Source organism: Methylobacterium terricola, from assembly GCF_006151805.1.
In the GTDB taxonomy this organism is placed as follows: Bacteria; Pseudomonadota; Alphaproteobacteria; order Rhizobiales; family Beijerinckiaceae; genus Methylobacterium; species Methylobacterium terricola.
This window is the reverse complement of sequence record NZ_VDDA01000006.1, coordinates 236,483-262,151: the sequence shown is the minus strand read 5'-3', so window position 1 is coordinate 262,151 and position 25,669 is coordinate 236,483. Positions and strand designations below refer to the sequence as shown.

The window sequence follows — 25,669 nt, the reverse complement described above, 5'->3', positions numbered from 1 at the left end:
TCCGGGCAGGGCCCATCCGCGATAAGGCCCGTACCGCTGCAGCGCCGGCGGAGGTTCCCGCTGGTGCCAGGTGTCCCGGGATCGGCCCTGTCGCCGGGCTTCGGCACGTCCTTGGGTGGGCCCGTCGGCGAAGCGGCCATCGCGTCGCTCCCTCGGACCGGAGGTCGGCCGGGCGGCACGATGCGCCCGGCCTCATCGTCACGCGGGGGAGAACCCGCGGCCGGCCTCAGTAGCCGTAGCCGTAGGAAACGCAGGTCCCGTCATACGCGTTGTAGGTCGCGTAGGGCCCGCAGACGCCGTCGTAGCCCGCATCATACCCGCCGCCGTAATAGCCGACGTTGGACAGGCCGTAGCCGAGCCCGAGGCCGAGGCCCACCCCGGCGAGCCCGTAGCCGATCCCGCGCCCATAGCCGCCGCGGTACCCGTAGCCACGATAGCCCCCGTAGCCGCCGCGATAGCCGCCGAACCCGGCACCGCGATAGCCGCCCCGGTATCCACCGCCGAACCCGACGCCGCGATAGCCGACCAAGCCGCCACCAACAAGGCCGCCACCAAGGCCACCGCGGTAGCCACCCAGGCCCGCCCCCCGGAAGCCGCCACCGAGGGCGCCGCCCCGGAACCCGGCCCCGCCGAAGCCGCCCCCACGGAAGCCACCGCCACCGAAGCCACCGCCGTGGAAACCGCCTCCGCCGAAGCCGCCGCCCCGAAAGCCGCCGCGGGCATCGGCCCCGGCGGTGGACAGGGCGAGGGCGCCGGCGGCGACCGCGGATGCGAGTACGAGATGCTTCATGGCACCGTGTCCTGCTTGTGAAGAAACGCTTCCTTCAAGGCCTGACAACGTTGGCGGAGGAGGGCGGTTCGGAGCCCTTTCGTCGCGGCTCGCCGGCTCGCGGGGTCGTGACCGCGAGCGCTCGGCCCGTCATCGGACGGACTGCGCCTGGCAGCCGGGTCGCCCGTCCGAACCGCTCGCCACGCCACCTCCCTTCTGAACGCACTCCCGACGATAGATATTTCCATCAATCCCCCTCTGAAAATATATTTTATTGTGATAACATGTACACAGCCAGTGTAAGTACAATTCAACAGAATCATAGTATTTATTCGCAACGTTCATCATGTCTGATTTCGACATGATTACTCACGATAATGTTGCAGACGCTGCCCGATAGCGGGGCATGAACTTTGCCACGGGACACGGCGTGACGGTCACATCGACCAAGAGGGACGCTACGACCTCGGGCTCTACCCTCGCGTGGAACGACGACGCTGCGGCGATGACCCGGTCGCGGCAATGCCCGGAAGCCTGTGGGGGGCGCCGTGCGCGACGATCAACAGCGTCATCGACGATGCGGTGCACCAGTGCCGTGGATCAGCACACCGTCGTCATGGCGGCGACGGTCTGAGCCGGGCGATGGGCGCCGTCCCCAAGGGAAGCCGGCCCGGCCCGCGACGGCGCGAGAGGAGGGGTTCGGTGCCTTCCCTCCCACCGGCTGGCCGAGGCGCCGGGGCTGCCCGGACCGGCACGCGCTCGGCGGGCGGCCGGTCCACCGTCTCGTCGGTGCGGCCGGCGACGGCCTGTGCCGTTGCGCGGTCGGGACGACGGCGATGCTCCCGACCGAGAGCGGCCTGGCCCCGGCGCCGGACGATCCCGCGCTGAACCGCTGGGGCGAGCCGCGTGGGTGACCACGGCCCGGAGCATCGGGTTCCGCCGGATCCCTCGAGCAGCGTCCGACGAGACGGATACCGGTTCATCGTGGACGAGGCGGCACGATCACAGACCTGAGCAGCGTCCGATCGCAGCGCGATCGAGCGCCGCCTCAGCCGGAAAACGCACGAAGATCAGTGATCTACGGCGTCGCCCGGTGGCCGCGTGATCGCGCGAGGCTCTACTCCCGATGCGTCACCCGCGGCTCGCTCACGGTCGGCCAGGGCTGGGCCGCCTCGACGGCGCGCGACGCCGCGAGCACGCGGGCATCCGCCCCCATCGGTCCGACGATCTGCAGGCCGACCGGCAGGCCGGCTTGCGTCAGCCCGCAGGGCACGCTCGCGGCCGGCTGCCCGGTGAGGTTGAACGGGTAGGAGAACGGGGTCCAGTTCAGCCAGTCGTCGCCGAAGCGCCCGTCCGGCGGGGTGAGGTTCCCGACCGCGAAGGCGGGGACGGCGAGCGCAGGCGTCAGGAGCAGGTCGTAGCGGCGGTGAAACCGCGCCATGGCGGTGAACAGGGCCCCCCGCGCATTGAGGGCGGCGACGAAGTCCGGCGCCGCGATCGCGCGGCCGCGCTCGGCCGCCGCCCGCAAGGCCGGCTCGACGAGGCCGCGCTTCTCCTCCGGGATCCCCCGCAGCACGCACCAGGCGCCGACGAGCCAGATCCCGTTCAGCGTCTCGACCGGGTCGGGGAAGCCCGGATCGGCCTCCTCCACGATCGCCCCGAGATCCGCGAAGGCCCGCGCCGCCGCCTCGGTCAGGCGCGCCACCTCGGGATCGACTTGGCCGGCGAAGCCGAGGCGCGGGCTCCAGGCGACGCGCAGGCCTCGCACCCCGTCCTCGAGGCCCGCGAGGTAGTCCGGCGGCTCGATGAGGGACGCGGCCATGTCGCGGGGATCGGGCCGGGCGATCGCCTGCATCATCAGGGCCGAATCGCGGACGGTCCGGGTCATCGGCCCGAGATGCGCCACCGGCCCGAACGGCGAGGGCGGGAAGGCCGGCACCCGGCCGAAGCTGGGCTTCAACCCGTACACGCCGCAGAACGCGGCCGGGATGCGGATCGAGCCCGCCCCGTCGGTGCCGATGTGGATGTGGCCGAGATTGAGCGCCGCCGCCGCGGCGGCCCCGGCCGAGGAGCCGCCAGTGGTGACCCGCGTGTCCCAGGGGTTGCGGGTCGAGCCGGTATGGGTCGAATCGCCGAGGCCCTTCCAGCCGAATTCCGGCATCGTGGTCTTGGCGATCGGGATGGCGCCGGCCTCGAGGAGCCGGTCGACGATCGGGGCGTTCTCGGTGGTGGGTGCGTCGGAGGAGGTGAGCGAGCCGCGGCGCATCGGATGGCCGGCCCAGGCGATGTTGTCCTTGACCGTGACGGTCACGCCGTCGAGGGGGCCGAGGGGCTCACCCTTCGCCCAGCGTGCCTCGGAGGCAGCGGCCGCTGCCATCGCCCCATCGCGGTCGACGAGCACGAAGGCGTCGAGGTCCGGGCCATGGCGCTCGATGCGGGCGAGGGTGTCGGCCACCACGTCGCGCGGCGAGAGCGTGCGGTCGCGGTAGGCCTGGAGCGTCGCGGCGGCGTCGAGGTCGCGGATCTCGGTCATGCTGTCTCCCTCGTGAGCGTCAGGCCGCCGGGTAGGTGCGCCCCTTCCAGGTGGCGACCCCGGCTTGGGCCGGACGCAGGAGCGCGTTCCATTGCAAGGTCAGCGCCAACGCCACGGTGAGAGGATGGAGCGGAATCGTCCAGGGGTCCTCGCGGGTGGACAGCGTGATCGCCGCCCGGGTGAACAGGGAAAGGGCGAAGGCGGCCAGCGCGAGCGGCAGGCTGCCGGCCCCGAGAAGGGCGGCCAGCACCAGAAGCAGGGGCAGCACGTGGCCGCCGCCGAGGAGCAGTGTCCAGACCGGGAGCGCGCGGGGCGTCGCCATGCCCTCGTGGGCATTCTTGGAGAAACCGGCCCAGGATTCGCGGAAGTTGGTGTACATCCGGCAGGTCGCGAGGCCGGAACCCGCGACGAGGTCGGTCGTGAGACCGGCGCGGCGGAAGATCCGGGGCAGGTGCACGCCGTCGTGCAGGCTCGCGCGGATCGCGCCGTGGCCGCCGACCCGGCGATAGCCTTGCGCCTCGACCAGCACGAGCTGGCCGCAGGCCGCCCCGAGGGCGGGATCGCGTAACGTGCGCATCAGCGGGATCGGCAGGTAGCCGAGCAGCATGAGGTTGATCATCGGCACGGTCAGGCGCTCGCCGAGCGAGCCGGTGACCTGCCGGGGCACGCCGCTGATCAGCGCCGCGCCCGCCGCCTCGGCCGCTGCGGCCATGGAAGCGGCGCCATGGGGCGCGAGGCGCACGTCGGCGTCGATGAACAGCAGGTGGCGCCCGGTCGCGGCCTGGCTGAGAACGTGGCAGGCGTGGATCTTGCCGGTCCAGCCCGGCGGCAGCGGCGGCACCGGGATCAGGCGGAGACGCCCATCGCGGGCGGCGACCTCCGCGACGATCGCCGCCGTTCCGTCGGTCGAGTGGTCGTCGGCGACGATCACCTCGACCGGGACCCCAGTGCTGGCCAGAGCCGCCGCCAGGGTCGGGCCGATATTGCCGGCCTCGTTGCGGGCCGGAATCAGGATCGAGACCAGTCCGTCCGGCGCCGGTGCCTTCGGCGCCTTGCGCAAGGCCAGCAGGTTGGCGAGGGCGAGCAGGGCCGGCAGCAGGGCTAGGGCGAGGGCGAGAACCGCCAGGATCGTGGGAACCGAGACGGTCACGGCGCCCGCCCCTCGCGGTGGCCGGCCACGAAGCGGCGCCCGGTGAGCGCCGCGACGACGCGATTCCAGGCATCGTAGACGCCGCCGACGCCGCGGCGCCCATCGAGCAGGGAGGTGAAGCGGGCGGGATCGCGGCTCCGCACGTCGGTGGCGAGGCGATCGAGGGTGGCGGTCAGGTCGGCCTCCAGGCGGGCGAGGCGGTCCGGGCGGGGCAGGGCGAGGAGGTCGCGGGCCGGGATCCCCGGCCCGAAGGCGAGGCAGGCTTCCGCCCCGCGCTCCTCCCAGAAGGCGTAATCGAGGGCGAGCGGCACGAACAGGGCCTCGGGGGCGAGTTCGGCGATCCGCGCGACGCCGGGGCGCAAGCCCAGCGGGCGCTCGCGCACGTCGCTGAAGCGGCCTTGCGCGGTGATCCACATCACGCGGCCCGGCCGGTCGAGGATCGTCCGCGAGGCGGCCATGAACGACGCGGCCCCGCGGGGCGAGTCGAGATCGACCCCGAAGGCGCCCATGCGGGAGAAGATGCGGTAGCGGGCGAGCATCGCGGCGTCGAACGGCGCGAAGCTCTCGGCCGCGGGGAAGAAGCGCTGGGCGAGCAGGATGATCAGCGCCGCATCCCACCAGGCCGGGTGGTTGCAATAGACCACGACCGGCCCGGCGGCCGGCGCCGCCGGGGGCTGGCCCCAGGTCGCGAGCCGCACGGCGTTGAGATGGCGCCTCACGAAGCGGGCGAAGTACACGCCCATGAAGCGCCAGATCAGGGGGGAGCGGGCCGCGACCGGGTCCGGCGGCAAGGCCCGCCCGGCTGGGGTAGCCCGCCCGCTCACGAGGCCGCCTTCAGGTCCTCGGCCATCTCGCGGGGATCTTGGCCGCGGGCGTCCTGGTCGAGGGCGTCGGCGGCGATCCAGCCCGACATCATCACCATCGGCATGCCCGGCCCCGGATGGGCGGCGCCGCCGGCGAGGTAGAGGCCGCGGACCTCCCGCGAGCGGTTGCCGGGCTTGAACGCTCCCATGATCCGGCCGTGCGAGGCCAACCCGTAGATCGCGCCGTTCAGCACCTTGTAGCGCGAATGGATGTCCGCCGGGGTCAGGTGGCGCTCGACGACGATGCGGTCCTCGATGTCCGGCATGCCGGCGGTGCGCTTCAGCTTGTCGAGGATCTTCTGCCGGTAGGCGGGCAGCATCTGCGACCAATCGTGGTGCGGGCGCAAGTACGGCGTGTGGACCAGCACGTAGAGCGCCTCGCCGCCCTCCGGCGCCACCGACGGGTCGGTGCTGCTGGGGGCCGCGAGATAGGCGGTCGGGTCCGGCGCCGGCTCGCCCTTGCGGTAGATCGCGTCGAACTCCTCCTCGGGGTCGCGCGAGAACACGAAGTCGTGGTGGGCGAGGTGGTCGTAGCGCTTGTTCAAGCCGAGATAGAGCACCACGCCCGAGCAGGCCGGCTCGAAGCTGCGCTTCTCGTAAGTCCGCCCGACCGCGCCGCCGACCAGCTCGCGGTAGGTGCGCACCGCGTCCATGTTGGAGATCACACGATCGTAGGGCACGACCGCCCCCCCGACCCGCACGCCCTTGACGGCGCCGTTCTCGATCGCGACCCCCTCGACCTCGCTGTCGGCCTTCAGCGTCGCGCCGAGGTCGCCGGCGAGCTTCATCAGCCCCTCGGCCACCGCCCGGGTGCCGCCCATCGGGTACCAGACCCCGTCGGCGGTCTGCATGTGGGCGATGGCGCAGAGCACCGCCGGCGCGCCGTAGGGCGAGGAGCCGACATATTGCACGAAGTGGTCGAGCATCTGGGCGAGGCGCGCGTCGCGCACCTTGCCCCGGATGGTGCCCGCGACCGAGGCGTGCATGCGCAGCGAGAGCACGTCGCGCAGGGTGCCGGGATTGAGGTTGGCGCGGATGTCGATCGTGTCGAACAGGTCCTGCACCGGCTTCCAGAAGAAGAACTTTTCGGAGACGCCGTGCAGGTGCTCGGACAGGGCCAGGAAGCGCCGGTAGCCCTCGCCGGCCCCCTGGCCCGGGGCGAACCGGTCCATCTCGGCCGCCATGGTGGCGACGTTCTCCATCAGGTCGATGCGGCTGCCGTCGTCGAAGAAGCAGCGCCATTGCGGATCGAGGCGGCGCAGGTCCATGTAGTCGTGCACCGAGCGGCCGGATTCGGCGAAGATCCGCTCGAGCACCCGGGGGACCGTCAGGATCGTCGGCCCCATGTCGAAGCGGAAGCCGCCCTCGTGCAGCACCGCGGCCTTGCCGCCGATCCAGGCATTCTTGTCGTAGAGGGTGACGTCGTGCCCGCGCGAGGCGGCCACGCAGGCCGCCGCCAGACCGCCCAACCCGCCGCCGACCACCGCGACCGAGGTCCCCGCCATCACGCCTCTCCCGAGCGGGCATCAGCGCCCGTTTCGGACAAGCTAGGCCCGGGTCCAGACCGGTCAACGCGCGGCGAGCGGTCCACGTTGCCGCGCCAGGGGCATTCCGAAAGTTCAGGGACCCGGGCCCGGGCCCGGCGGGTTGACCGGGCAGACGAGTAGCTCCGCCGCCTGGCGGAGAACGGCTCCGCCGCACCGGAGACATCATGCCATGAAGACGACCCTCGCCCTCGTCGGCCTCCTCAGCCTCGGCCTCGCCGGCCCGGCCCTCGCCCAGGAGGCCCTCGACATCACCGTGAGCCCGCGCGCCCCGCAAGGAGACCCGCTCGCGACCGGCAGCGTCCGCCCGCTGCGGCCGAACCCGAACGTCACCCCGAGCAACCCGATGGGCGTGGTCGGCTTCGACGGACCGCCCGGCGGCACCACCAGCGTGATCGGCGACGACGAGCCGCTGGCCCCCGGCTCGCCCGCCGCGACCCCGGACGCGCCCTTCGCCCGGCCGTGAGGCTCGGCCAGTCTCTTGCAGAGTCTCCTGTGGATGGATCCGCCCGCGACGTTTTCGTCCCGGTCCGGTTGACTTGTCGCCCCCCCGCCGGGTAAGTCACGCGCCTCCGCACGGGCGGTGCTCCGCATCGCCCGGCGTCGGCGTTCGTCCTGGACGGTCTTCGTCTGGGACATTCGCCGCGAGCCCGCTTTCCCATCCGCGCCCGGGCGTTCCGGCGCACCGACGTGAGACCAGACCGATGAAGATCCGCAACTCGCTGAAGTCGCTCCGCGGCCGGCACCGTGACAACCAGCTCGTGCGCCGCAAGGGCCGGGTCTACGTCATCAACAAGACCCAGAAGCGCTACAAGGCCCGCCAGGGCTGAGGATGCGGACGGCCTGCCGGGTTGGAACCGCGGCAAGCCATCGCGTTGACGGGACCGCGCCGGCGCCGGACAGTGCCGGCATGCACCGTCTCTCTCTTCCGATCCGCATGATGGCCGGCCTCCTCGGAGCGCCGGCTTTCGTCGTTTCGGCGGTCGTCCCGATCGCGATGAGCGGCCCCGCGGTCGCAGCCCCGGAGGCCCCTAAGAAGGACGCCCCGAAGGAAGCGCCGCGCGCGCCCGTCACCCTCGACGACCTCTATACGCGGCTGAAGGCGGCCAAGGACGATGCGGAGGCCCGCGGCGTCGCCCAGCTGATCGAGCGCCGCCTCGACCGCTCGGGCAGCGACACCGTCGACCTGCTGGCGAGCCGCGCGGCGGAGGCGATGCAGGCGAAGGATTACCCCCTCGCCATCGAGCTGCTCGACCGGGTGACCGTGCTGGAGCCGGGCTGGGCCGAGGGCTGGAGCCGGCGCGCCACCGCCTTCTACCTGCTCGAGGACCAGGCGAGCGCGCTGGCCGACCTGCACAGGACCCTGACCCTGGAGCCGCGCCACTTCGAGGCCTGGGCGGCGCTCGCCCATATCTACATGGCGAGCGACGACAAGGCCCGGGCGCTGGCCGCCTTCCGTCGCGCCGAAGCGATCTATCCCCGCATGGGGAAGGTCCACGAGGCGATCGAGCGCCTTGCCCCCGACGTCGACGGCCGCGAGCTGTGACCGATCTCTCCCGCCTCGGGGGCGCCTCGCCCGCCGCCCCGCTCGATGCGTTCGCGTAAAGGACGGGTCACCCGCGTGCTGACCCTGACCGCCGGCCTTCTCGGCGGCGCCGTCGCGGCGCTCGTCCTCGCCTGCCTCATGGCCACCTGGATCATCACCCTGGTGGTCGAGGCGCGCTATCCGCCGGCGGGCCGGCGCGTGACGGTCGAGAGCGGGCACCTCGCGGTGATCGAGGCCGGCCCGGGCGAGGGCGCCCCGAGCCGCGGCACCGTCGTGCTCCTCCACGGCGCATCGGCCAACGCCATGGACCCGATGCTGGCGATCGGCCGGCGGCTGGCTGGCGACGGTTTCCGGGTGCTGTCCTTCGATCGGCCCGGCTTCGGCTACAGCGACCGCATCGCCCCGGACGCCGCCTCGCCGGCCGTGCAGGCGCGGCTGATCGCCGAGGCGCTGGCGGCGATGAAGATCGGTCCGGCCCTGATCGTCGGCCATTCCTGGTCCGGCGCGCTCGCCACCGCCCTCGCCCTCGACCATCCCGAACGGGTCGCCGGCCTGGCGCTGCTCGCCCCCGTGAGCCATCCCTGGCCGGGGGGCGATGTCGGCGGCTATGCCGGCTGGTACCGCTCGCTCCCCGGACGGATCCTCCTCCGGATCGCCACCTACACGGTCGCCGCGCCGCTCGGATACGCCTATCTCGACCGCTTCGCCGAGGTGGTGTTCCGCCCGCAGGGTCTCCCCGAGGGCTATCTCGACGGCGCCCGGGTGCCGCTGATCCTGCGCCCCTCGACCTTCGGCGCCAACCTGCGCGACCTCGACGGGCTCTACGGCTTCCTGCAGCAGCAGAGCCCGCGCTACCCGACCATCACCGCCCCGACCGTGATCGTCGCCGGCGACGTCGACCCGGTGGTGAAGACGGAGATCCACGCCCGGGCGCTCGCCCGCGAGGTGCCGGGGGCGAAGCTCGTCGTGCTGCCGGGCGTCGGCCACATGCTCCAGTACGTCGCCGCCGACCGGGTGGTGGCGGAGATCGAGGCGCTGGCGGCGCGGGAGCGGGCGGAGTAGGAAAGCCGATCGCGTGCGGTTGGCGGACCCCGTGCGGTTCGTCATGATCGACCGCATGGACGACGCCATCCGCGCCACCTTCGCACCAGTGATCGGCTTACCCTGCTGGCGCGTCGAGCGGGGGCAGGGCAGCATCCTCTCCTTCGAATTCGGATCGCCGCGCCTCTTCGTTCGCGAACCGTATGCTTCGACCTCGTCCTCCGCCAAGCTGCGAGCATCAGCAGCGCGGCGGGTGGTCAAGCCGGTCGGAGAATGGAATCTCTTCGTCTTTTGCTGCCGGTGGTGTGTCGTGGTCTCGGGTAAAGTTCTGGCAGACAACGAGAGGTCTCACGCACAGATTGAGGCCGCAGCGCAGGCAATGGACGGTCAGAAGCTGACGGCGTTCACGCTCGACACCGCCTCCGGGCAAACCGCTTTCTTGTTCGATCTCAGGGCGATCCTAACGACGTGGCCTCACGAAGCGAACGAGGAGGAGCAATGGTCATTATATCGACCGGACAAGCGTGTCCTGACCTACCGGGCTGATAGCCGCGCCAGCCTCGCCGCCGGCGATGCAAATCCGGAGCAGGCGGTTTGGCAGACAGTCGCACGGAACATCAGTGTTCCATAGCTCCGAAGTCAGGGCAGCGGCTTGAGCCGCCGGGTAAAATCCGTCAGCTCGTCGATGTCCCATTCGGTGCCGTTGTTCCAGAAATCCAGCAGTTCGGCGTGGTTGAGGCGCACCCAAGCCCGTACCGAGTCGGCGGCTTGGCGGGACTGAACGGTGCCGATGAAATCGTCGCGCACCACGGGGTCGGGTCCGATCGAGACGATGACGCAAGGGGCGTTGCCCTTCGGCTTGTCGGCGTACCACTCCACTCGCGGACCGTGAGAGCCGAGGCGGGACGAGACGAAAATGATGCCCGGGATATTGGTGTGCTTGCGTCCGAGATTGGTCATCTCGAAATCTACGTCTTCGGCAAAATCGTCCGGCGGCGTCCCGGCGTGGACAGCGCGATCGCCTAACAGGGCGGCAGACATCTCGGCCTCCGTGGTCGCAGCCGGCAGAGAATAGCGGCCGCCGAGGCCGGGCAGCAAACGCTGCCCCGACCCTCACGCCTTCGCCGCATGCTCCGGCGTCACCGTCGCGATCCGCACGAGGTTCGTCGCGCCGGGCGTGCCGAAGGGCAGGCCGGCCACCACGATCACCCGGTCGCCGATTCCCGCGAAACTCTCGCGCACCGCGAACTTGCAGGCGCGGAACGACATGTCGTCGATGTCGCTGGCGTCGTTGGTGACGATCGGGTGGGTCCCCCAGGCGAGCGCCAGCCGCCGCGCCGTCTCGCGCTTCGGGGTGAGCGCGATCACCGTGGCGTCGGGCCGGGCGCGGGCGAGGCGCAAAGCCGTCGAGCCGGAGGCGGTCCAGGCCATCACGGCCTTGAGCCCGAGCGTGTCGGCGATCTGGTGGGCGGCCGCCGCGATGGCGTCCGACGCGGTCGATTCCGGCTGGTTGCGCTGCGCCGCGATGATCGACCAGTAGATCCCGTCCTGCTCGACCTGCTCGGCGATGCGGTTCATGGTCGAGACCGCCTCGACTGGGAACGCCCCCGACGCGCTCTCGGCCGAGAGCATCACCGCGTCGGCGCCCTCGTAGACCGCGGTCGCGACGTCCGAGACCTCGGCCCGGGTCGGCACCGGGGCGGCGATCATCGATTCGAGCATCTGCGTGGCCACCACCACCGGCTTGCCGAGGCGGCGCGCCCCGCGGGTGATGCGCTTCTGCACGCCCGGCACCTGCTCCAGCGGCATCTCGACCCCGAGATCGCCGCGGGCGACCATCAGCCCGTCGGCCACCGCCATGATCGCGTCGAGGGACGCCACCGCCTGCGGCTTCTCGATCTTGGCCATCACCAGGGCGCGCCCCTGCGCCACCGCCTTGACCTCGGCGACGTCCTCCGGGCGCTGCACGAACGACACCGCGATCCAGTCGGCCCCGGCGGCGAGGCCAGCCTCGAGGTCGAGGCGGTCCTTCTCGGTCATCGCCGCGACGGGAATCGTGGTGTCGGGAAGCGACACGCCCTTGCGGTTCGAGATCTTGCCGCCGGTCACCACCTGGGTCACCGCCCGGCCGGGCCCGACCTCGGTGACGACGAGGCGCAGCTTGCCGTCATCGATGATCACCGCGTGGCCGGGCTCGAGCGCCGAGAGGATCTCAGGGTGAGGCAGGTGGACCCGGGTCGCGTCGCCTGGCGTGGCATCGTCGTCGAGGACGAAGCTCTGGCCGTTCTCGATCACCGCCGCGTCCGCCGCGAAGCGCCCGACCCGTAGCTTCGGCCCCTGGAGGTCGACCAGCACGGCGATCGGCCGCTTCAGCTTCTGCTCGATGCCCCGGATCGTCGCCACCCGCTCGCTCAGCCGCTCGCGGGGCAGGTGGCTCATGTTGATGCGGAACACGTCGGCGCCGGCCGAGAACAGCGCCTCGATCACCGCCGGATCCTCGGAGGCCGGGCCGAGGGTCGCGACGATCTTGGTGCGGCGGGCGCGCTTCATGAGGGTGTCGTCCGAAGGTTGAGCGGTGGGGGAGGATGGACCGTACGGAAAGCCGGTCGGCGAGCCCGGGTCAATTGGCGTTTTGGGGCCGGGCAGGGGGTGAACGATCGGGTAGGGTGATCGGGTGGTGGCGCACCCGCTCTTGTCGGGTCCGATTTTTGTAGATACAAAAACCATGAAGATCGTGTTCGATGAGTCGAAGCGGCGGATGGCCCTCGCGAAGCACGGATACGACTTCGCCGACTTCGATCGATGTTTCGACCGTGAGACGGCCCTGGTGCTGCCGACCCGGCCGAGCCGCACCGGTCGCGCCCGCTACCTCCTCATCGGCCGCTGGAACGGTGAGATCGTCGTCCTCGCGGTCGTGTCGCCCCTCGGCAGCGAAGCGTTGTCGCTTGTCAGCCTCCGCCGCGCGGACAAACAGGAAAGGGAAGCCTATGACCGGCACGCCGCCCCCTGAACGGCCCTCTCTCGTCACCTCGGAGGAGGATTGGGATCTCGACGGCGAAATACCACCCCTGACGGACGAGGAGCTGGCCCAGCTGCGCCCGGCCCACGAGGTCCTGCCCCCCGAGATCTACGCGGCGCTCCCGAGCCGCGGCGGCCGGCCGCGCGCCGAGCGGACGAAGCAGCTCGTGAGCCTGCGCCTCGACCCGGAGGTGATCGAGACCTTCAAGGCGACGGGGCCGGGGTGGCAGACCCGGATGAACGAGGTGCTGGCGGAGGCGGCGCGGAAGTTGCGGGCAGCGTGATTTATTTCGGTCTTCGCGAGTGGTGAGCAGAAACGCCGGCTGCGGAGAACCTTTCTTTATGACCCGGATCTTCGATGAGCCTGATCGACAACGAGCGCACGAAGCTGACGGCAACCTACCTGAACACGGCGGCGGGCGGCCTGTTCACGGCCGGTGTCATCGCGCCCGTCGTGGCGGCGACATTCGGCATCTCGGGAGCGGCGGGCGGTCCCTCTGCGTTGACACTGGTCGGAGGCGTCGCGATCTTTCTAGGCTGCAGCGTCGGCCTCCACCTTCTGGCCCGCACCGTTCTGAAGGGGCTCAACCCATGACGGACATCCAGATCGTCGCCTTTATCGTCACGCCACTGATGGCGCTCGCGGTCGGCTGTGGTGTCGCATACTGGGCGCGGCACGCGAATTGATGGCCCTGGCAATCTACGCCAACCTGGCGCTGCCCCTCATCGCCCTCGCCAGGGCTACGGCGTGACGCGCTTCAACGAGCGCAAGACAGGATCTGGGTCGGCCGAGCGGTAGGACACAATCCGCTAGCCCCCCCTCACGGCCCCGCCCGCCCCGGATCCGTCAGCTGGATCGTCCAGCTCTTCTGCTCCCCGGTATCGACCTCGAAGAAGCCGTTGCGGTCGTAGCCGCGGGCCAGGCAATCCTCGACGCCCCGGATGGTGAACTCGCGGTCGCGGGTGCACATCAGCGAGCGGCCGCTCCACTCGCCGCCGCGGTCGTAATCGACCGCGAAGACGTAGTAGAAGCGGGCGGCCAACGCCCCCTTGAGCAGGGTCTCGCAGCCCTTGGCGGAGAGGTTCCACCAGCCCTCGGTGACCCAGCCGCCGGAATCGCGGTAGCCGAGCGCGATGCCGATGCGGCTGCCGGTCATGTTGCACATGCGCAGGTCCGCCCGCGCCGGCCCGGCCCCGAGCAGGGCCAGGAACACGACCGAGAGCGGGAGCGAGAGAAGGGCGGCGCGGCGCGGGCGGGAAATCAGGTCAGCCAACCAGGATGATGCGGAGGTCATTGACGTTGGTGCGGGTGGGCCCGGGCCGGACGAGGTCGCCGATCCGGTCGAAGAACGGGGTCGAGTCGTTCTCTCTCAAGCTCGCCGCCGCGTCGAGCCCCGCCGCCGCCGCACGGGCGAGCGTCGTGGGGTCGATCATCGCGCCGGCCGGGTCGGTCGCCTCGCCGCGGCCGCCATCGGTGCCGTCGGTATCGGCTGAGAGCGCGGCGATGCCGGGGGCGCCGTCGAGGGCGAGGGCGAGGGCCAGCGCGTATTCCTGGTTCGGCCCGCCCTGGCCTTCGCCCCGGATGGTCACGGTCAATTCGCCGCCGGAGATCAGCGCGGCTTTCCGCCCGGCGGCGGCCATCTCGCGGGCCAGCGCCGCATGCGCCGCCGCGACCTCGCGCGCCTCGCCCTCGAGGTCGGCCCCGAGCAGAACCGGCTCGTAGCCGGCGGCTTCCGCCGCCGCGGAGGCCGCGTCGAGAGCGTCGACCGGCCGGGCGACGATGCGGAACGCGGTGCGGGCGAAGGCGGGATCGCCCGGCTTCGGGCTCTCGTTCGCGGGGTCGCTCAGGAGCGCCTCGGCGGAGGGCGGCAGGGGAATGGAGCGGCGGGCGCAGATCGCCCGCGCCTCGGCCAGCGTCGTCGGGTCCGGCACGGTCGGGCCCGAGGCGATCACCGCCGGGTCGTCCCGGGGCACGTCGGAGATCGCCAGCGTCAGGAGCCGACCGGCGTTGCGCGCGGCCTGCGCCAGCCGCCCGCCCTTGATCCGCGAGAGGTGCTTGCGCACGCAGTTGATCTCGTCGATCGCCGCGCCGGAGCGCAGCAGCGCCCGGGTGATGCCCTGCTTCTCGGCCAGCGTCAGGGCGCCGGCCGGCGCGATCCAGTTCGCCGAGCCGCCGCCGGAGAGCAGCACCAGCACGAGGTCGTCCGGGCCGGCCGAGGCCGCGAGGGCGAGGGCGCGTTCCGTCGCCGCGATGCCGGCCTGGTCCGGCACCGGATGGCCGGCCTCCACCACCTCGATCACGCCGGCCGGCTCGCCGTAGCCGTGGCGGGCCACCGCCAGGCCGGCGATGCGGGACGGATCGACCCCCTGCGCCCGGTAATGCCGCTCGGCGAGCGCCGCCATGCTGGCCCCGGCCTTACCGGCACCGAGGATCACCAGCCGCCCAGGCAGCACCGGGGGCAGGTGCGGCACCAGGCAGCCGCGGGGATGGGCCGCCGTGACGCCCGCATCGAGCAGACGCAGCAGCAGGGCGCGGGTCTCCGACGGGGAGGGATCTCGGGCGGGGGAATCGGTCAAGGGACGGCTCCTCTCTCGGTATGGTCACGCTTCGGGCCGGCTTCGTGCCCGCCTCGTTCTAATCTGTTAGAGCTAGGCCAGCCGAGTGGAACGCCGCGGTCGCGCGACCGCGATGCCGGCCAGGATCAGGCCGCCACCGAGCACCTGCAGCGGCCCGAGGGCCTCGCCGAGGAGGAGCCAGGCCAGGATCGCCGCGGCCACCGCCTCCAGGAAGATCACCAGGGAGGAGAAGCCCGCCGGCAGGCGCCCGAGCGCCACCGAGAGCAGGCCCTGGCCGCCGGCATGGCTGACCAGCGCCAGCGCCAGCAGGCCGGCGGCGGCGCTCCAGGAATGCGGCAGCACCGGCCGGGTCTCGAGCAGCGCGACCGCGCCGAGCAGCACGCAGGCGGTGATGCAGGAGACCACGAAGGTGACGCGGGCGGCCCCCAGGCCCCGGGTCCGGGCACGCTCCACCGTCAGGAAGTAGAGGGCGAAGAAGACCGCGGTGATCACCCCGTCCCGGTCGCCGACGAGGCGGCCGGGATCGACCTGCACCGACTGCCCGACCAGGGTGGCGCCGCCCATCAGGCAGACGAGGAGGCCGAGAAGGGTCCGCCCGGTGGGTCGGCGGCGCAGGCCGGCCCAGGCGAACAGCACCACGAAGACCGGCGCGGTGGTGGCGAAGAAGGTGGCGTTGGCGACCGTGGTGCCCAGGATGGCGAGATGCCAGAACAGCAAGTCGCCCGAGAAGGCGAGGCCGGCGAGCACCGCCGACGGGGTGAGACCGCGGCGCAAGCGCGGCGCCCGCGCCTCCTCCCACCGCATCCAGGCCCACAGCACCGGCAACGCCAGGGCGACGCGCCAGAACGCGCTGGCGAAGGGCCCGACCTCCGGGCTGACGAACCGGACCAGCACCGGCGACAGGCCCATCGCCACCGCGCCGGCGACGAGGGCGACGAGGGCGGGACCGAGACCGGCCTGATCGGCGGCGGGACCGGCCGGAACGCCGGCGGCGTCGAGATCGGTCAGCGGCGTGCGGGACATCGGCAAAGCCTTCGAGGGCCACGACCTTCGCGGCGACGTCGTCGTGGGAAAACCTGCGCGGGACGAGCGCCCGGCGCGGGGATCCGTCCACGGTCACTAGGACAAGACGCGGCCGGCGTCACCGTGCGGAGGCGATGGAGGCGGCCCCGCCATTTGGGTATGAGGGAGAGGACCGACACCAGCGATCCGCCCGATGACAGCCGCCACAGCGTCCCATCCCCATTCCCGCCCGCCCCAGCCCGTGGAGACGATCCCCGGCGATCCGGCCTGCGGCCTGCTCCTGCTGTGCGACCACGCCTCGAACGCGGTGCCGCCGGACCTCGACCACCTCGGCGTCGCGAGCCCGCATTTCGAGCGGCACATCGCCTACGACATCGGGGCGGCGGCGGTGACGCGCTCGCTCGCCCGCCGGCTCGGGGCGCCGGCTCTGCTGACCACCTTCTCGCGGCTGATCATCGATCCCAATCGCGGCCGCACCGACCCGACCCTGGTGATGCGCCTCTCGGACGGGGCGATCGTGCCGGGCAACGCCCGGATCGGGCCGGAGGGCGTCGCCGAACGGCTGGCGCGCTTCTACGATCCCTACGACCGGGCGATCGATGCGGCCGTCGCCGCCGCGATGGAGGCTGGCGCGCCGCCCGCCATCGTCACCGTGCACAGCTTCACGCCGGCCTGGCGCGGGGTGGCGCAGCCCTGGCAGGTCGGCATCCTGTGGGATCGCGACGACCGCCTCGCCGGCCCGCTGATCGCGGGCCTGCGCGCCGATCCGGCCGGGTTCACGGTCGGCGACAACCAGCCCTATGGCGGCGGCCTGCCCGGCGACACGATCGACCGCCACGCGATGGCGCGGGGCCTGCCGAACGCGCTGATCGAGATCCGCCAGGACCTGATCGGCGACGAGGCCGGGGCCGAGGACTGGGCCGCGCGCTTCGCCGCCCTGCTGGGGCCGTTGGTCGCCCGCGCTTGACCGGGCGGGGCCGCGCCCCGACCTCACGACCTTCTCACGGGAGACGCTTCATGGACGGCATCGACGAGACCACCCGCACCGAGCTCGAGGCCGCGGTCTTCCGCCGGCTGGTGTCGCACCTGCAGGGGCGCACCGACGTGCAGAACATCGACCTGATGAACCTCGCCGGGTTCTGCCGCAACTGCCTGTCGAACTGGCTCAAGGACGCGGCGGATGCCCGCGGCCTGGCCCTCAGCAAGGACCAGAGCCGCGAGCACGTCTACGGCATGCCCTACGACGAGTGGAAGGCGCGCCACCAGAGCGAGGCGAGCCCGGAGCAGGCGGCCGCCTTCGCGGCACGGGCGGAAAAGCACTGAAGCCCCCGCCTGCGCGGGTACGGGCGGAGGAAGCACTGACGGGATCGGGCCGGGAGGCGCAAGAACTCGGTAAGGTTGCGCATCTATCAAGATCCGGGAGGGCGAGCCGCGAAGGCCGCCATCCGTCAGTGGGTTGGGGTGCCTGATGGCCGCGTCCGCCCCCGGCGGCACGACAGACCCATCGGCAAGGAGACCGTGAATGAACGCGCACAGCATGCCGGACGCCGACGTCGCCTCGTCGGGCGTCGCCGCCGAAGAGCTCAAGCAGTTCATCGAGCGCATCGAGCGCCTGGAGGAGGAGAAGGCCGGCCTCCAGGGCGACATCAAGGACGTGATGCTGGAGCTCAAGGGCCGCGGCTTCGACGTCAAGGCGGTCCGCACCATCCTGCGCCTGCGCAAGAAGGACCACTCGGAGCGCCAGGAGGAAGAGGCGATTCTGGAGCTGTACATGCAGGCGCTGGGCATGGCGTAGGCCAGGCCCCCGTTCCCTGCTTCATCGCGTGAGGCGCGGGCGTCTCCTCTCCCCACGGGTGGGAAGAGGGGAGGCCCGCGCCTTTTCTCGTCTCGGGCAGCCCGGCCGTCGGATAACCCCGCCAGACCACTCGCGGGAGGAACCGGCGCCACAGCCCCGGACGTTTGGAGCGGATGGAGACGATGACGCCCCCGAAACCCGCCGACGGCTTCCGCTACGCCGACCTGACCCCGGCGACCGATTTCCTCAGCATCCTCGACGACGCAGCCTACCGCGCCGTCCCGGAGGAGTGGTGGGTGGCGGTCACCGACGTGGTCGATTCGACCGGCGCCATCGCGGCGGGGCGCTACCGGGCGGTGAACTTCGTCGGGGCGGCGGTGATCGCGGCCCTGCGCAACGCGCTGGAGCGCCGCGACCTGCCCTTCGTGTTCGGGGGCGACGGGGCGAGCGTCCTGGTCGCGCCCGACGAGGCGGAGACGGCCAAAGGGGCGCTCGCCGCCACGGTGACCTGGGCCCGCGACGCGATGGGGCTGAGCTTGCGCGCCGCCCTGGTGCCCGTCTCCGAGATCCGGGCCGCCGGCCACGCGGTCGAGGTGGCGCGCTACGCCCCCTCGCCGGACATCGCCTACGCGATGTTCATGGGCGGCGGCCTCGCCTTCGCGGAACACGCCCTGAAGCAGGGGCGCCACGCCGTCGCGGCGGCGCCGGCCGGCGCGCAGCCGGACCTCACCGGGCTGACCTGCCGGTTCGAGCCGGCCCGGGCGCGGCACGGGCTGATCCTGTCGGTCCTGGTGGTCGCGGCCGAGGGCGCCGACCGCGAGGCGGCGCGGGCGGCGATCGCCGACGCGGTGCGGCTCGCCGCCGAGGCGCCGGCCAACGGCAACCCCCTGCCGCCCGGCGCGCCGCCCCTGCGCTGGCCGCCGGCCGGGTTCGCCCACGAGGTGCGGGCGCGCGGTCCGCTGCGGGGCTCGCGCGCCCTGCGCCGCCTGCACGTCCTGGGCACCACGCTGCTCGCCACCGCGATCTTCCGCCTCGGCCTGAGCGTCGGAGCGTTCTCGGCGCCGCGCTACCTCGACGAACTGGTGGCGAATGCCGATTTCCGGAAATACGACGACGGCCTGCGCATGACCATCGATTGCGGCCCCGACCTCGCGGCGCGGATCGAGGCGCAGCTCCAGGCGGCGGAGGCGGCGGGACTGGTGCGGTTCGGCCTCCATCGCCAGGCCGCGGCGCTCACCACCTGCATCACCCCGGTCGCGGCGCAAGCCGACCACGTCCATTTCGTCGACGGCGAGGATGGCGGCTACGCCCGGGCGGCGCAGGCGCTGAAGGCGAAAATCCGAGGCGAGCCCGCGGCCCCGGCCTTGACGGGGCGCGGCGAATCGGCCGGCGTGCCGGTTTGAGGCAGGACCATGGCCGCTTCCGGCCCGGGCAGGCGATCGGTCGCATCCCACCCTTGCGTCAAGAGAAGGGACTTGGTGAGGAGACTCACCGTATATCCCACCTTTCCGATTCGAACTGGAACGAGCCCCTTTGGAAATGAACGACGCGGTGTGGACGGCTGAGGCGACCGAGAAGGCGGTCGCGCTGTGGATCGAGGGACGTGAGCCGGCGGAGATCGCCGGCGTGGTCGGCACGACGGTCGCCGACGTGATCGGCCGGGTGGCACAGGCCGCCCTGGCGCGTCAGCAGGCCGCCGCAGCGGCCAAGGTCGCCAAGCCTGCCGCAGTCGCCAAGCCTGCCGCTTCGGTGATCAAGCCGGTGGCTCCGGTGACGAGGCCGCTCGCCCCGGCGGAGACGGTCGCCAGGGTCATCCCCGCCAAGGCGCCCGCCGCGCCGGCGGTCCCGCCGGTCGCTGCCCCGCTGGCGAAGGCCGAGCCCGAGAAGGCTCCGGCGCCCCGGATCCTGCCTTCCCGGATCCTCACCGCCGAAGCCGCCCCCGCGAAGCCCGCGGCGGCTCCCAAGGTGCTGCCCTCCCGGCTGACGGCCGAGGCCGCACCGGCAGCGTCTGCCAAACCTGTCGCCGCCAAGCCTGCGGCCGCCAAGCCCGTAACTGCCAAGCCGGCGGCCCCGCAGGCCGAGAAGCCGGCGCCCCGCGTCGAGCCTCGTGTCGAGGCGCCGGTGATGAGCGCGCGCGCCCTCGAGGAGGCCACCCGGGCCTTCCTCGCCGCCAACAAGGCACCGGCTCCCGTCCGCAAGCCCGCCGCCCCCGCCGTGAAGGCGGCCCCGGCGGTGAAGCCGCCGGTCGCGGCCCAGGCCGAGGCGCCGCGGATCCAGGCACCGCCGCGGCCCGTCGCGGCGCCGGTGGCCGCCCCCGTCGCGCAGGCGGAGCCGGCTCCGGTGCCCGCTCCCGCGGCCGCCGAGGCGGCCGAGACCGGCAGCATCGTCGCGCTGCCGATGTCGCGCCGGGTCCCGGCGGCGGCGGCCGATGGCGGCGAGGGCGTGCTGTTCCTCAAGGCCGGCCTGCTCGACTGCACCTTCCCGCTCTGGGCCGACGGCGACGGCACCGCGATCGAGACCAAGCGCGTCTGCGGCTGCCGCGTGCTCACCGGCAAGCGCTGGTGCCGCACCCACTACGCCACGGTGTTCGAGCCGCCGAAGCGGCCGATGCGGGCGGCGTAACCGCCGCGCACGCCATCCGGACGGCCCGTGCCGGCCCCGAGGGGGCCGGCCGGGGTCAGCCGGGCAGCACCACCATCACGTCCGGCTCCCGGCCGGTGGCCAGGGTGCCCTGGACGCGGCGCCCCTCGAGATCGACGATCGCGATCCGGTCGTTCTCCAGGGCCGCGAAGGCGAGCGGGCTCGACGGGTGGCGGGCGAGCGCCACCGGCGCGCCCTCGAGGGCAACCACCGCCATCTCCTTCAAGGCCGGATCGAGGAGCGACAGGCTCTTCTCGGCGTAGTTCGCCAGGATCAGGTCGCCCTCCGGCCCGCAATCGACCCGCACCACGTCGCCCCGCGTCGGCACGGTCCGGGTCACCGTCATCGCTTCGGTGGCGAGGGCGGTCAGCGTCGCGCTGCGGCGGTTGGCGACGTAGAGGGTCGCCTCGTCGGGGGAGAGCGCGTTGCCCTCCGGCCACAGCCCGGTCGCGGCGATGCGCGGCATCTCGGCCGGCGCGAAGGGCCGGACCCGGCTCACGGTGTTCGACAGGATGTTGGCGACGTAGGCCGTCTCGCCGTCCCGCGACAGCGAGAACAGGTGGCCCTTGAGGCCGCCGGTCGCCACGGCCCGGTCCGGCCGCTCGGCACGCTCCGGCGCGTCGAAGCCGAGGAGCACGTCGCGGTCCTCGCTCAGCACGAACAGCCGATCCTTGGCGTCGAGCCGGATCCCGTGCAGCCGCCGGAACGGCGCGCAGGTCAGGGTCCGGGCGAGGCTCCTGGCGGCCAGATCGACGACGTAGACGGAATCCCCGCCCGGACCCGGGGTGGTCGAGGACTTGGCGCCGTACAGGGCGGCGTAGGCGCGCGCGCCGGCCCGGTCGACGACGAATTCGTGCGGGTACTCGCCCGGGAACTCGACCCGGCCGGTGCGCCGCCCGCTGGCGAGCTCGTAGAAGCTCAAGGCGCGGTCGCCCTTCTCCATCACCACGAGGGTGTCGGACCGGCCGGCATTGCCTTGCGCCCGGGCGGGGCCGGTCATCGGCGCGAGGGCGAGGGCGGCGAGACCCGACAGGCAGGCGCGGCGGTCGATGGCGGGGGGCATGCAGGTTCCTCGATGGCTCCCGACACAACCCGGACCTGACGCAGCGGTTGCCCGGACGCGACCGTGACATCGAAGCCACATCGGCCGAGGATCGCCGCCGAACCTGCTGAAGGTCGCATCGCCGTCATGCGATAGGGTTCAGCGTTGCGGCACCTGTCGAGTGGATTTCGGTCATGCCGCCCCTCCGTTCCTGGCCGCTCGCCGCCCTCCTGCTCGCCTCCGCCGGCCTCCCGGCCGCCGCCGTCGAGGGGGTGCCCGGCCCGTTCGGCGAGACGCTCAGCATCGACGAGAAGGGCATCACCCTGAAATTCCCCGACGATGCCGCGACCCTGCGGATCGGCGGGCGCCTGCAGCTCGATTTCGGCACCGGGCGGGTGCAGCAGCGCGGCTTCGGCACGGTGTTCGACACGCCGATCGCCGTGCGGCGCTCCTGGATCGAGAGCTACCTGACCCTCGGCAAGCAGCTCGAACTCGCCTTCCAGTACGATTTCGCCGAGCCGAACCGGCCGATCAACGACGCGGTCGTGGCCTATAAGGGCTTCAAGGACGTCATCGTGGCGCTCGGCAACATGAAGGAGCCGTTCAGCCTCAACCAGCTGATCTCCGACAACAACACCCTGTTCACCGAGCGCTCGCTCGCCGACGCCTTCGCGCCGGCGCGCAATGTCGGCCTCGCGATCGGCACCCACGGCGAGCGCTGGACCGCGGTGACGAGCGTGTTCGGCGGCAACATCAACAATGCCGGCATCGGCGCGCAGGGCGTCGCCTCGACCACCCGGATCACCTACGCGCCCTGGCTCAGCCAGGACGGCAACGACGTCCTGCATTTCGGACTTGCCGGCAGCTACCGCTCGCTGCCGAACGACGGCAGCGCGCTCACCCTGTCGAGCCGCTCCGAGGCGTTCCTGTTCGCACGGCAATTCGTGAACACCGGCGGCATCCGCGACGCGGCGAGCATCGGCCGCGTCGGGCTCGAGGCGGCGTGGCAGACCGGGCCGTTCCGGCTCCAGGCCGAGTACATCCTGACCGAGATCGGCCGCTTCGGCGGTGCGCCGTCCTTGAGCTTCCAGGGCGGCTACATCCAGGCCGGTCTGCTGCTCAACGGCAAGGGCCGGCGCTACGTGATCGCTCCGAACTACGCCACCGAATATGCGGTGTTCGGCGGCGTGCAGGTCGAGGAGGCGCAGCGGGTCAGCCGCGGCGGCACCGGGGTGTTCGAGCTAGGGGTGCGCTACAGCGCCATCGACCTCGAGGACCGCTCCATCCGCGGCGGCATCGAGCAGGATTTCACCGCCGGCATCAACTGGTACCCGGACCGCAACATCCGCTTCGTGTTCGACTACGTCCGCTCCCACACCTCGCCCTCACCGACGAGCCTGAACTTCAACCGCCGGACGATCGACGCGGACGCGTTCATCGGACGGGCGCAGCTGTATTGGTGAAACAGCCGGCGGCTTCGCAAGCCGACAAGGGTCACCACCCCCTCGGGGTCATCCCGGGGCCACGCCGCGGAGCCCGGGATCCTGGAGCACAAGTGGTTCAGGATCAGGCGGACGAGCTTCCGCGTCGTCAGGCATGACCGGCGGTTCCGGCTTCCGGGCTCCGCTTCGCGGCCCCGGAATGACACGGTCGACGTGAGTGTCCAGGCGGGTCAATCGGCTCGGCAAGAAGCCGGCGTCCCGCATCGAAGCAGCCCGGAGACACAGATCAAGGCAGCGCCACGAACTTGGCCGTCAGGAAGAACGGCCGGCCCGGCGCGGGCGACGCCGCCAGGGTGAGGCGGGACGGCTCCTCGGCCAGCCGCAGGCGCGAGAACGGCGACGGCTCGGTCTCGATCGCCGGCAGCGGCACGAACGTCGCCGCGACCTGGATCGGGTGGATCGGCGGGGCCGGGCGCCGGCGGGCCGGGATCACCACCACCTCGCGCCCGGCGAGCGCGAGGGCCTCGGGCCGGCTGACCTCGCCGAGGCCGGCCGGCACGATGAAGGCCGGGGCGAGGCTTACCGGCGCGGTCCCGTCGGCGGCGTAGGCCGTGGCGCTCGTCACGGCGGCCGCGCTGCCCGGGGCCGGGCCGAGGGCGGCGAAGGCCGAGGCGCGCTTGATCAGGGCGGTGAAGCTCGAATGCTGGCCGCCATCGGCGTAGGTGGTCCGCACGGCCTCGGTGCCGTCGGCGACCAGACCCTGGATGCGGGCCTCCTCCTCCGTGCGCCGCGCCACCGCCAGGGCCTCGACCGCCGGGTCGGGGTAGGGCGCGAAGACGTAGCGCCCGCCCTCGACGCCGACCAGGGGCTCGCGGCCGGTGGCCTCGAACCGGTCGGAGCCCTCCTTGAGCTGGCGCCAGAAGGCGATGTGCCGGTCGGTGCGGTGGCGCGCCATGGCGCGGGCGGTCATCCGGAACGGGAAGGCCTGGAACTGGAACGCCGTCTGGCCGCCGGCGAGCGCGTCGCGCACCAGCGCGTAGATCTCGCCGACCTGCCGGTCGGTCATCGCGAAGCAGCCGGCCGACGAGCAGGTGCCGTGCACCATCAGGGCCGAGCCGGTGCCGCCATGGGCCCGGTCGTAGGCGTTGGGATAGCCGACGTCGAAGGAGAGGTAATAGGCCGAGTTCGGGTTCAGCTGGCGCGCCGCCACCGCATAGAACCCCTCGGGCGCCTGCCGGTCGCCGGCCCGGGTCTTGGGGCCGAGCTGGCCCGACCAGCGGCAGATCGGGAAGGTCTTGAGGTGGACGAAGCGGCCATCCGCCGCCCGCTTCCACACCTCGATCTCGGATTCCTGCTTGTAGGCCCGCAGCAGCACCGGGGCCGAGGGCGCCATGCTGCGCGCCGCCATCAGCGCGACGGTGGCGGGCGGCACCGGGGCGAGGTGCTTGGGAGCCGCCGCGGCGGGCGCGGCGCCCGCGAGCAGGGCCGCCAGGCACAGGATCGTCCTTCCCCGCACACCCATTCCCCGCCGCTCCATCCTCGCCCACACACCGCCTGCCACCGCAATGTGGCGGTTTTCGCGCGCGATCATGCCTGGAAATACTGTTCAGATTGCTGACGGGTCGGGGCTTTCTCGGACCCGTCCGGCCTCGTCTTCCCGTCGGCGGCATTCTCAAGGCTTTGTTAATGACTTGTTCGTGCCTGGCGCGCAGCATCGGAGGCTCACCGGACCACGGAGGCCGCGATGCCCGAGACCGGATCCCGCTGGCTGCGGCTGGTGGACGAGGACGCCCCGGCGGACGCCGCCGACGGGCCGCTGCCCGGGGAGGCCGGGAGGCGGCGGCTGGCCGCCCTGCGGGGCCAGCTGCGCAACCAGCTCGCGGCCCTCCACGATACACCGATCTCCGCCGAGGTGCGGGCGACGCCGGAAGGCGCCGAGGCCGCGGCGGCCTTGGAGCGGCTCACCCTCGAGGTCACCCGCCTCGCCGAGGGCTGGGACCGCCTCGCGCAGGCGGTCGCCGCCCTGTCGGCGGGTGACGGGGCGCCGCCGGAGGAGTAGGGTCCGGGCTTCCCGCGGGCACCACCGGACGACCATGGCCCCGACCATCAAGCTGCGACCGCTGGAACGCGAGGACCTGCTCTTCGTGCACCAGCTCAACAACAACGACAGCATCATGCGCTACTGGTTCGAGGAGGCCTACGAGTCCTTCGCCGAGCTGGCGCAGCTCTACGAGCGCAACATCCACAACCAGACCGAGCGGCGCTTCATCATCGCCACGCCGGAGAACGAGCGGGCCGGCTTGGTCGAGCTCGTCGAGATCAACCACCTGCACCGCTCCTGCGAGTTCCAGATCGCGATCCACCCGTCCTTCCAGGGCCGCGGCTACGCCAAGCGGGCGACCCAGATCGCGATGGACTACGCCTTCAAGGTCCTCAACATCCACAAGCTCTACCTGCACGTCGACCAGGACAACCGGCGCGCCATCGGCATCTACGATTCTTGCGGCTTCCAGACCGAGGGCATCCTGCGCGACGAGTTCTTCGTCAACGGCAAGTACCGCGACGCGGTGCGGATGTGCATGTTCCAGCCGGCCTACCTCGCCGAGCGCGGCGGCGGCGACGTCAACGAGCCGGTGCTGAAGACCTGACCCCCTCAGGGCGGCCGATCCGAGGCACACTTAAGAAT

The 25,669-nt window shown here is 72.1% G+C and carries 28 protein-coding genes; 16 read left to right on the top strand and 12 right to left on the bottom strand.

Annotation, left to right across the window (positions count from 1 at the left end; all coding sequences use genetic code 11):
- Nucleotides 1–226: 226 nt before the first annotated feature.
- The 5 genes from FF100_RS16875 to FF100_RS16855 all read right to left on the bottom strand — a co-directional run bounded on the left by FF100_RS16875 (nucleotide 227) and on the right by FF100_RS16855 (nucleotide 6,820).
- Nucleotides 227–790, bottom strand: coding sequence for a hypothetical protein (locus tag FF100_RS16875; protein WP_139036834.1), 564 nt, complete (start codon nucleotides 788–790; stop codon nucleotides 227–229).
- Nucleotides 791–1,886: 1,096 nt separating this feature from the next.
- Nucleotides 1,887–3,302 carry an amidase gene (locus tag FF100_RS16870; protein WP_139036833.1) on the bottom strand — a complete coding sequence of 472 codons (1,416 nt, stop codon included), beginning with the start codon at nucleotides 3,300–3,302 and terminating at the stop codon, nucleotides 1,887–1,889.
- Nucleotides 3,303–3,321: 19 nt separating this feature from the next.
- Nucleotides 3,322–4,452, bottom strand: a complete 1,131-nt coding sequence (locus tag FF100_RS16865) for a glycosyltransferase family 2 protein (protein ID WP_139036832.1) — start codon at nucleotides 4,450–4,452, stop codon at nucleotides 3,322–3,324.
- On the bottom strand, nucleotides 4,449–5,195 hold the full coding sequence (locus tag FF100_RS16860) for a lysophospholipid acyltransferase family protein (protein WP_171070209.1): 747 nt from the start codon (nucleotides 5,193–5,195) through the stop codon (nucleotides 4,449–4,451). Before FF100_RS16860 ends, FF100_RS16865 begins: the two co-directional genes overlap by 4 nt.
- 77 nt (nucleotides 5,196–5,272) lie before the next feature.
- Nucleotides 5,273–6,820 carry a phytoene desaturase family protein gene (locus FF100_RS16855; RefSeq protein WP_425463318.1) on the bottom strand — a complete coding sequence of 516 codons (1,548 nt, stop codon included), beginning with the start codon at nucleotides 6,818–6,820 and terminating at the stop codon, nucleotides 5,273–5,275.
- Nucleotides 6,821–7,031: 211 nt separating this feature from the next.
- Here FF100_RS16855 and FF100_RS16850 point away from each other — a divergent pair, with 211 nt between their 5' ends.
- From FF100_RS16850 to FF100_RS16830, 5 genes are all read left to right on the top strand, one after another.
- Nucleotides 7,032–7,325, top strand: coding sequence for a hypothetical protein (locus FF100_RS16850; protein ID WP_139036829.1), 294 nt, complete (start codon nucleotides 7,032–7,034; stop codon nucleotides 7,323–7,325).
- 238 nt (nucleotides 7,326–7,563) lie between these two features.
- A complete protein-coding gene (gene ykgO, locus FF100_RS16845) occupies nucleotides 7,564–7,689 on the top strand; it encodes a type B 50S ribosomal protein L36 (RefSeq protein ID WP_012334921.1) in 126 nt (41 codons plus the stop codon).
- A 107-nt stretch (nucleotides 7,690–7,796) separates the two neighbouring features.
- A complete protein-coding gene (locus FF100_RS16840) occupies nucleotides 7,797–8,405 on the top strand; it encodes a tetratricopeptide repeat protein (RefSeq protein ID WP_425463322.1) in 609 nt (202 codons plus the stop codon).
- Between the two features lie 45 nt (nucleotides 8,406–8,450).
- On the top strand, nucleotides 8,451–9,467 hold the full coding sequence (locus tag FF100_RS16835; protein WP_139036828.1) for an alpha/beta fold hydrolase: 1,017 nt from the start codon (nucleotides 8,451–8,453) through the stop codon (nucleotides 9,465–9,467).
- Nucleotides 9,468–9,522: 55 nt separating this feature from the next.
- Nucleotides 9,523–10,077: a hypothetical protein gene (locus FF100_RS16830; protein WP_139036827.1), complete on the top strand. Its 555-nt coding sequence runs from the start codon at nucleotides 9,523–9,525 to the stop codon at nucleotides 10,075–10,077.
- An 8-nt stretch (nucleotides 10,078–10,085) separates the two neighbouring features.
- Here FF100_RS16830 and FF100_RS16825 read toward each other — a convergent pair whose 3' ends face one another.
- Entirely contained in the window at nucleotides 10,086–10,487 is a 402-nt protein-coding gene (locus tag FF100_RS16825) for a hypothetical protein (protein ID WP_139036826.1), read from the bottom strand.
- A gap of 72 nt (nucleotides 10,488–10,559) precedes the next feature.
- Nucleotides 10,560–11,996 carry a pyruvate kinase gene (pyk, locus tag FF100_RS16820; protein ID WP_139036825.1) on the bottom strand — a complete coding sequence of 479 codons (1,437 nt, stop codon included), beginning with the start codon at nucleotides 11,994–11,996 and terminating at the stop codon, nucleotides 10,560–10,562.
- A gap of 175 nt (nucleotides 11,997–12,171) precedes the next feature.
- Between pyk and FF100_RS16815 the strand changes: the two genes are divergently transcribed.
- From FF100_RS16815 to FF100_RS16805, 3 genes are all read left to right on the top strand, one after another.
- Complete coding sequence (locus FF100_RS16815) at nucleotides 12,172–12,456, top strand: BrnT family toxin (protein ID WP_139036824.1); 285 nt, start codon at nucleotides 12,172–12,174, stop codon at nucleotides 12,454–12,456.
- Nucleotides 12,434–12,748, top strand: coding sequence for a BrnA antitoxin family protein (locus FF100_RS16810; RefSeq protein ID WP_139036823.1), 315 nt, complete (start codon nucleotides 12,434–12,436; stop codon nucleotides 12,746–12,748). Before FF100_RS16815 ends, FF100_RS16810 begins: the two co-directional genes overlap by 23 nt.
- A gap of 74 nt (nucleotides 12,749–12,822) precedes the next feature.
- Nucleotides 12,823–13,059, top strand: coding sequence for a hypothetical protein (locus tag FF100_RS16805; protein WP_139036822.1), 237 nt, complete (start codon nucleotides 12,823–12,825; stop codon nucleotides 13,057–13,059).
- Between the two features lie 226 nt (nucleotides 13,060–13,285).
- Here FF100_RS16805 and FF100_RS16800 read toward each other — a convergent pair whose 3' ends face one another.
- The 3 genes from FF100_RS16800 to FF100_RS16790 all read right to left on the bottom strand — a co-directional run bounded on the left by FF100_RS16800 (nucleotide 13,286) and on the right by FF100_RS16790 (nucleotide 16,064).
- A complete protein-coding gene (locus FF100_RS16800; RefSeq protein ID WP_425463317.1) occupies nucleotides 13,286–13,738 on the bottom strand; it encodes a DUF1036 domain-containing protein in 453 nt (150 codons plus the stop codon).
- Entirely contained in the window at nucleotides 13,731–15,041 is a 1,311-nt protein-coding gene (locus FF100_RS16795) for a glycerate kinase type-2 family protein (RefSeq protein ID WP_139036820.1), read from the bottom strand. Before FF100_RS16795 ends, FF100_RS16800 begins: the two co-directional genes overlap by 8 nt.
- 72 nt (nucleotides 15,042–15,113) lie before the next feature.
- On the bottom strand, nucleotides 15,114–16,064 hold the full coding sequence (locus tag FF100_RS16790) for a DMT family transporter (RefSeq protein ID WP_139036819.1): 951 nt from the start codon (nucleotides 16,062–16,064) through the stop codon (nucleotides 15,114–15,116).
- 193 nt (nucleotides 16,065–16,257) lie between these two features.
- Here FF100_RS16790 and FF100_RS16785 point away from each other — a divergent pair, with 193 nt between their 5' ends.
- The 5 genes from FF100_RS16785 to FF100_RS38370 all read left to right on the top strand — a co-directional run bounded on the left by FF100_RS16785 (nucleotide 16,258) and on the right by FF100_RS38370 (nucleotide 20,481).
- Nucleotides 16,258–17,031, top strand: coding sequence for an N-formylglutamate amidohydrolase (locus FF100_RS16785; protein WP_139036818.1), 774 nt, complete (start codon nucleotides 16,258–16,260; stop codon nucleotides 17,029–17,031).
- A 50-nt stretch (nucleotides 17,032–17,081) separates the two neighbouring features.
- Nucleotides 17,082–17,387: a DUF1244 domain-containing protein gene (locus FF100_RS16780; RefSeq protein WP_139036817.1), complete on the top strand. Its 306-nt coding sequence runs from the start codon at nucleotides 17,082–17,084 to the stop codon at nucleotides 17,385–17,387.
- Between the two features lie 214 nt (nucleotides 17,388–17,601).
- On the top strand, nucleotides 17,602–17,859 hold the full coding sequence (locus tag FF100_RS16775) for a DUF2312 domain-containing protein (protein ID WP_236012505.1): 258 nt from the start codon (nucleotides 17,602–17,604) through the stop codon (nucleotides 17,857–17,859).
- Between the two features lie 182 nt (nucleotides 17,860–18,041).
- Nucleotides 18,042–19,262, top strand: a complete 1,221-nt coding sequence (locus tag FF100_RS16770) for a DUF3095 domain-containing protein (RefSeq protein WP_246102123.1) — start codon at nucleotides 18,042–18,044, stop codon at nucleotides 19,260–19,262.
- 136 nt (nucleotides 19,263–19,398) lie between these two features.
- Entirely contained in the window at nucleotides 19,399–20,481 is a 1,083-nt protein-coding gene (locus FF100_RS38370) for a hypothetical protein (protein ID WP_171070201.1), read from the top strand.
- A gap of 55 nt (nucleotides 20,482–20,536) precedes the next feature.
- Here FF100_RS38370 and FF100_RS16760 read toward each other — a convergent pair whose 3' ends face one another.
- Nucleotides 20,537–21,562: a YVTN family beta-propeller repeat protein gene (locus tag FF100_RS16760; RefSeq protein ID WP_139036815.1), complete on the bottom strand. Its 1,026-nt coding sequence runs from the start codon at nucleotides 21,560–21,562 to the stop codon at nucleotides 20,537–20,539.
- 173 nt (nucleotides 21,563–21,735) lie between these two features.
- Between FF100_RS16760 and FF100_RS16755 the strand changes: the two genes are divergently transcribed.
- Nucleotides 21,736–23,004, top strand: coding sequence for an OprO/OprP family phosphate-selective porin (locus FF100_RS16755; protein ID WP_139036814.1), 1,269 nt, complete (start codon nucleotides 21,736–21,738; stop codon nucleotides 23,002–23,004).
- A gap of 265 nt (nucleotides 23,005–23,269) precedes the next feature.
- Here the strand turns inward: FF100_RS16755 and FF100_RS16750 are convergent, their stop codons facing one another.
- The gene (locus FF100_RS16750; protein ID WP_246102122.1) at nucleotides 23,270–24,505 is read right to left on the bottom strand and encodes a L,D-transpeptidase family protein; all 1,236 of its coding nucleotides are present in this window, start codon (nucleotides 24,503–24,505) and stop codon (nucleotides 23,270–23,272) included.
- A 222-nt stretch (nucleotides 24,506–24,727) separates the two neighbouring features.
- Here FF100_RS16750 and FF100_RS16745 point away from each other — a divergent pair, with 222 nt between their 5' ends.
- Both FF100_RS16745 and speG read left to right on the top strand, forming a co-directional pair.
- Nucleotides 24,728–25,042 carry a hypothetical protein gene (locus FF100_RS16745; RefSeq protein ID WP_139036813.1) on the top strand — a complete coding sequence of 105 codons (315 nt, stop codon included), beginning with the start codon at nucleotides 24,728–24,730 and terminating at the stop codon, nucleotides 25,040–25,042.
- A gap of 34 nt (nucleotides 25,043–25,076) precedes the next feature.
- Nucleotides 25,077–25,631, top strand: a complete 555-nt coding sequence (gene speG / locus FF100_RS16740; protein WP_139036812.1) for a spermidine N1-acetyltransferase — start codon at nucleotides 25,077–25,079, stop codon at nucleotides 25,629–25,631.
- The last annotated feature ends 38 nt before the right edge of the window (nucleotides 25,632–25,669 follow it).

Excerpts from the sequence above, each read along its gene's own strand:
- FF100_RS16875 (WP_139036834.1), bottom strand. The coding sequence starts at position 790 with ATGAAGCATCTCGTACTCGCATCCGCGGTCGCCGCCGGCGCCCTCGCC.
- FF100_RS16870 (WP_139036833.1), bottom strand. The coding sequence starts at position 3,302 with ATGACCGAGATCCGCGACCTCGACGCCGCCGCGACGCTCCAGGCCTAC.
- FF100_RS16860 (WP_171070209.1), bottom strand. The coding sequence starts at position 5,195 with ATGGGCGTGTACTTCGCCCGCTTCGTGAGGCGCCATCTCAACGCCGTG.
- FF100_RS16855 (WP_425463318.1), bottom strand. The coding sequence starts at position 6,820 with ATGGCGGGGACCTCGGTCGCGGTGGTCGGCGGCGGGTTGGGCGGTCTG.
- FF100_RS16850 (WP_139036829.1), top strand. The coding sequence starts at position 7,032 with ATGAAGACGACCCTCGCCCTCGTCGGCCTCCTCAGCCTCGGCCTCGCC.
- ykgO (WP_012334921.1), top strand. The coding sequence starts at position 7,564 with ATGAAGATCCGCAACTCGCTGAAGTCGCTCCGCGGCCGGCACCGTGAC.
- FF100_RS16840 (WP_425463322.1), top strand. The coding sequence starts at position 7,797 with ATGATGGCCGGCCTCCTCGGAGCGCCGGCTTTCGTCGTTTCGGCGGTC.
- FF100_RS16835 (WP_139036828.1), top strand. The coding sequence starts at position 8,451 with ATGCGTTCGCGTAAAGGACGGGTCACCCGCGTGCTGACCCTGACCGCC.
- FF100_RS16830 (WP_139036827.1), top strand. The coding sequence starts at position 9,523 with ATGGACGACGCCATCCGCGCCACCTTCGCACCAGTGATCGGCTTACCC.
- FF100_RS16825 (WP_139036826.1), bottom strand. The coding sequence starts at position 10,487 with ATGTCTGCCGCCCTGTTAGGCGATCGCGCTGTCCACGCCGGGACGCCG.
- pyk (WP_139036825.1), bottom strand. The coding sequence starts at position 11,996 with ATGAAGCGCGCCCGCCGCACCAAGATCGTCGCGACCCTCGGCCCGGCC.
- FF100_RS16815 (WP_139036824.1), top strand. The coding sequence starts at position 12,172 with ATGAAGATCGTGTTCGATGAGTCGAAGCGGCGGATGGCCCTCGCGAAG.
- FF100_RS16810 (WP_139036823.1), top strand. The coding sequence starts at position 12,434 with ATGACCGGCACGCCGCCCCCTGAACGGCCCTCTCTCGTCACCTCGGAG.
- FF100_RS16805 (WP_139036822.1), top strand. The coding sequence starts at position 12,823 with ATGAGCCTGATCGACAACGAGCGCACGAAGCTGACGGCAACCTACCTG.
- FF100_RS16790 (WP_139036819.1), bottom strand. The coding sequence starts at position 16,064 with ATGTCCCGCACGCCGCTGACCGATCTCGACGCCGCCGGCGTTCCGGCC.
- FF100_RS16785 (WP_139036818.1), top strand. The coding sequence starts at position 16,258 with ATGACAGCCGCCACAGCGTCCCATCCCCATTCCCGCCCGCCCCAGCCC.
- FF100_RS16780 (WP_139036817.1), top strand. The coding sequence starts at position 17,082 with ATGGACGGCATCGACGAGACCACCCGCACCGAGCTCGAGGCCGCGGTC.
- FF100_RS16775 (WP_236012505.1), top strand. The coding sequence starts at position 17,602 with ATGCCGGACGCCGACGTCGCCTCGTCGGGCGTCGCCGCCGAAGAGCTC.
- FF100_RS16770 (WP_246102123.1), top strand. The coding sequence starts at position 18,042 with ATGACGCCCCCGAAACCCGCCGACGGCTTCCGCTACGCCGACCTGACC.
- FF100_RS38370 (WP_171070201.1), top strand. The coding sequence starts at position 19,399 with ATGAACGACGCGGTGTGGACGGCTGAGGCGACCGAGAAGGCGGTCGCG.
- FF100_RS16760 (WP_139036815.1), bottom strand. The coding sequence starts at position 21,562 with ATGCCCCCCGCCATCGACCGCCGCGCCTGCCTGTCGGGTCTCGCCGCC.
- FF100_RS16755 (WP_139036814.1), top strand. The coding sequence starts at position 21,736 with ATGCCGCCCCTCCGTTCCTGGCCGCTCGCCGCCCTCCTGCTCGCCTCC.
- FF100_RS16750 (WP_246102122.1), bottom strand. The coding sequence starts at position 24,505 with ATGGGTGTGCGGGGAAGGACGATCCTGTGCCTGGCGGCCCTGCTCGCG.
- FF100_RS16745 (WP_139036813.1), top strand. The coding sequence starts at position 24,728 with ATGCCCGAGACCGGATCCCGCTGGCTGCGGCTGGTGGACGAGGACGCC.
- speG (WP_139036812.1), top strand. The coding sequence starts at position 25,077 with ATGGCCCCGACCATCAAGCTGCGACCGCTGGAACGCGAGGACCTGCTC.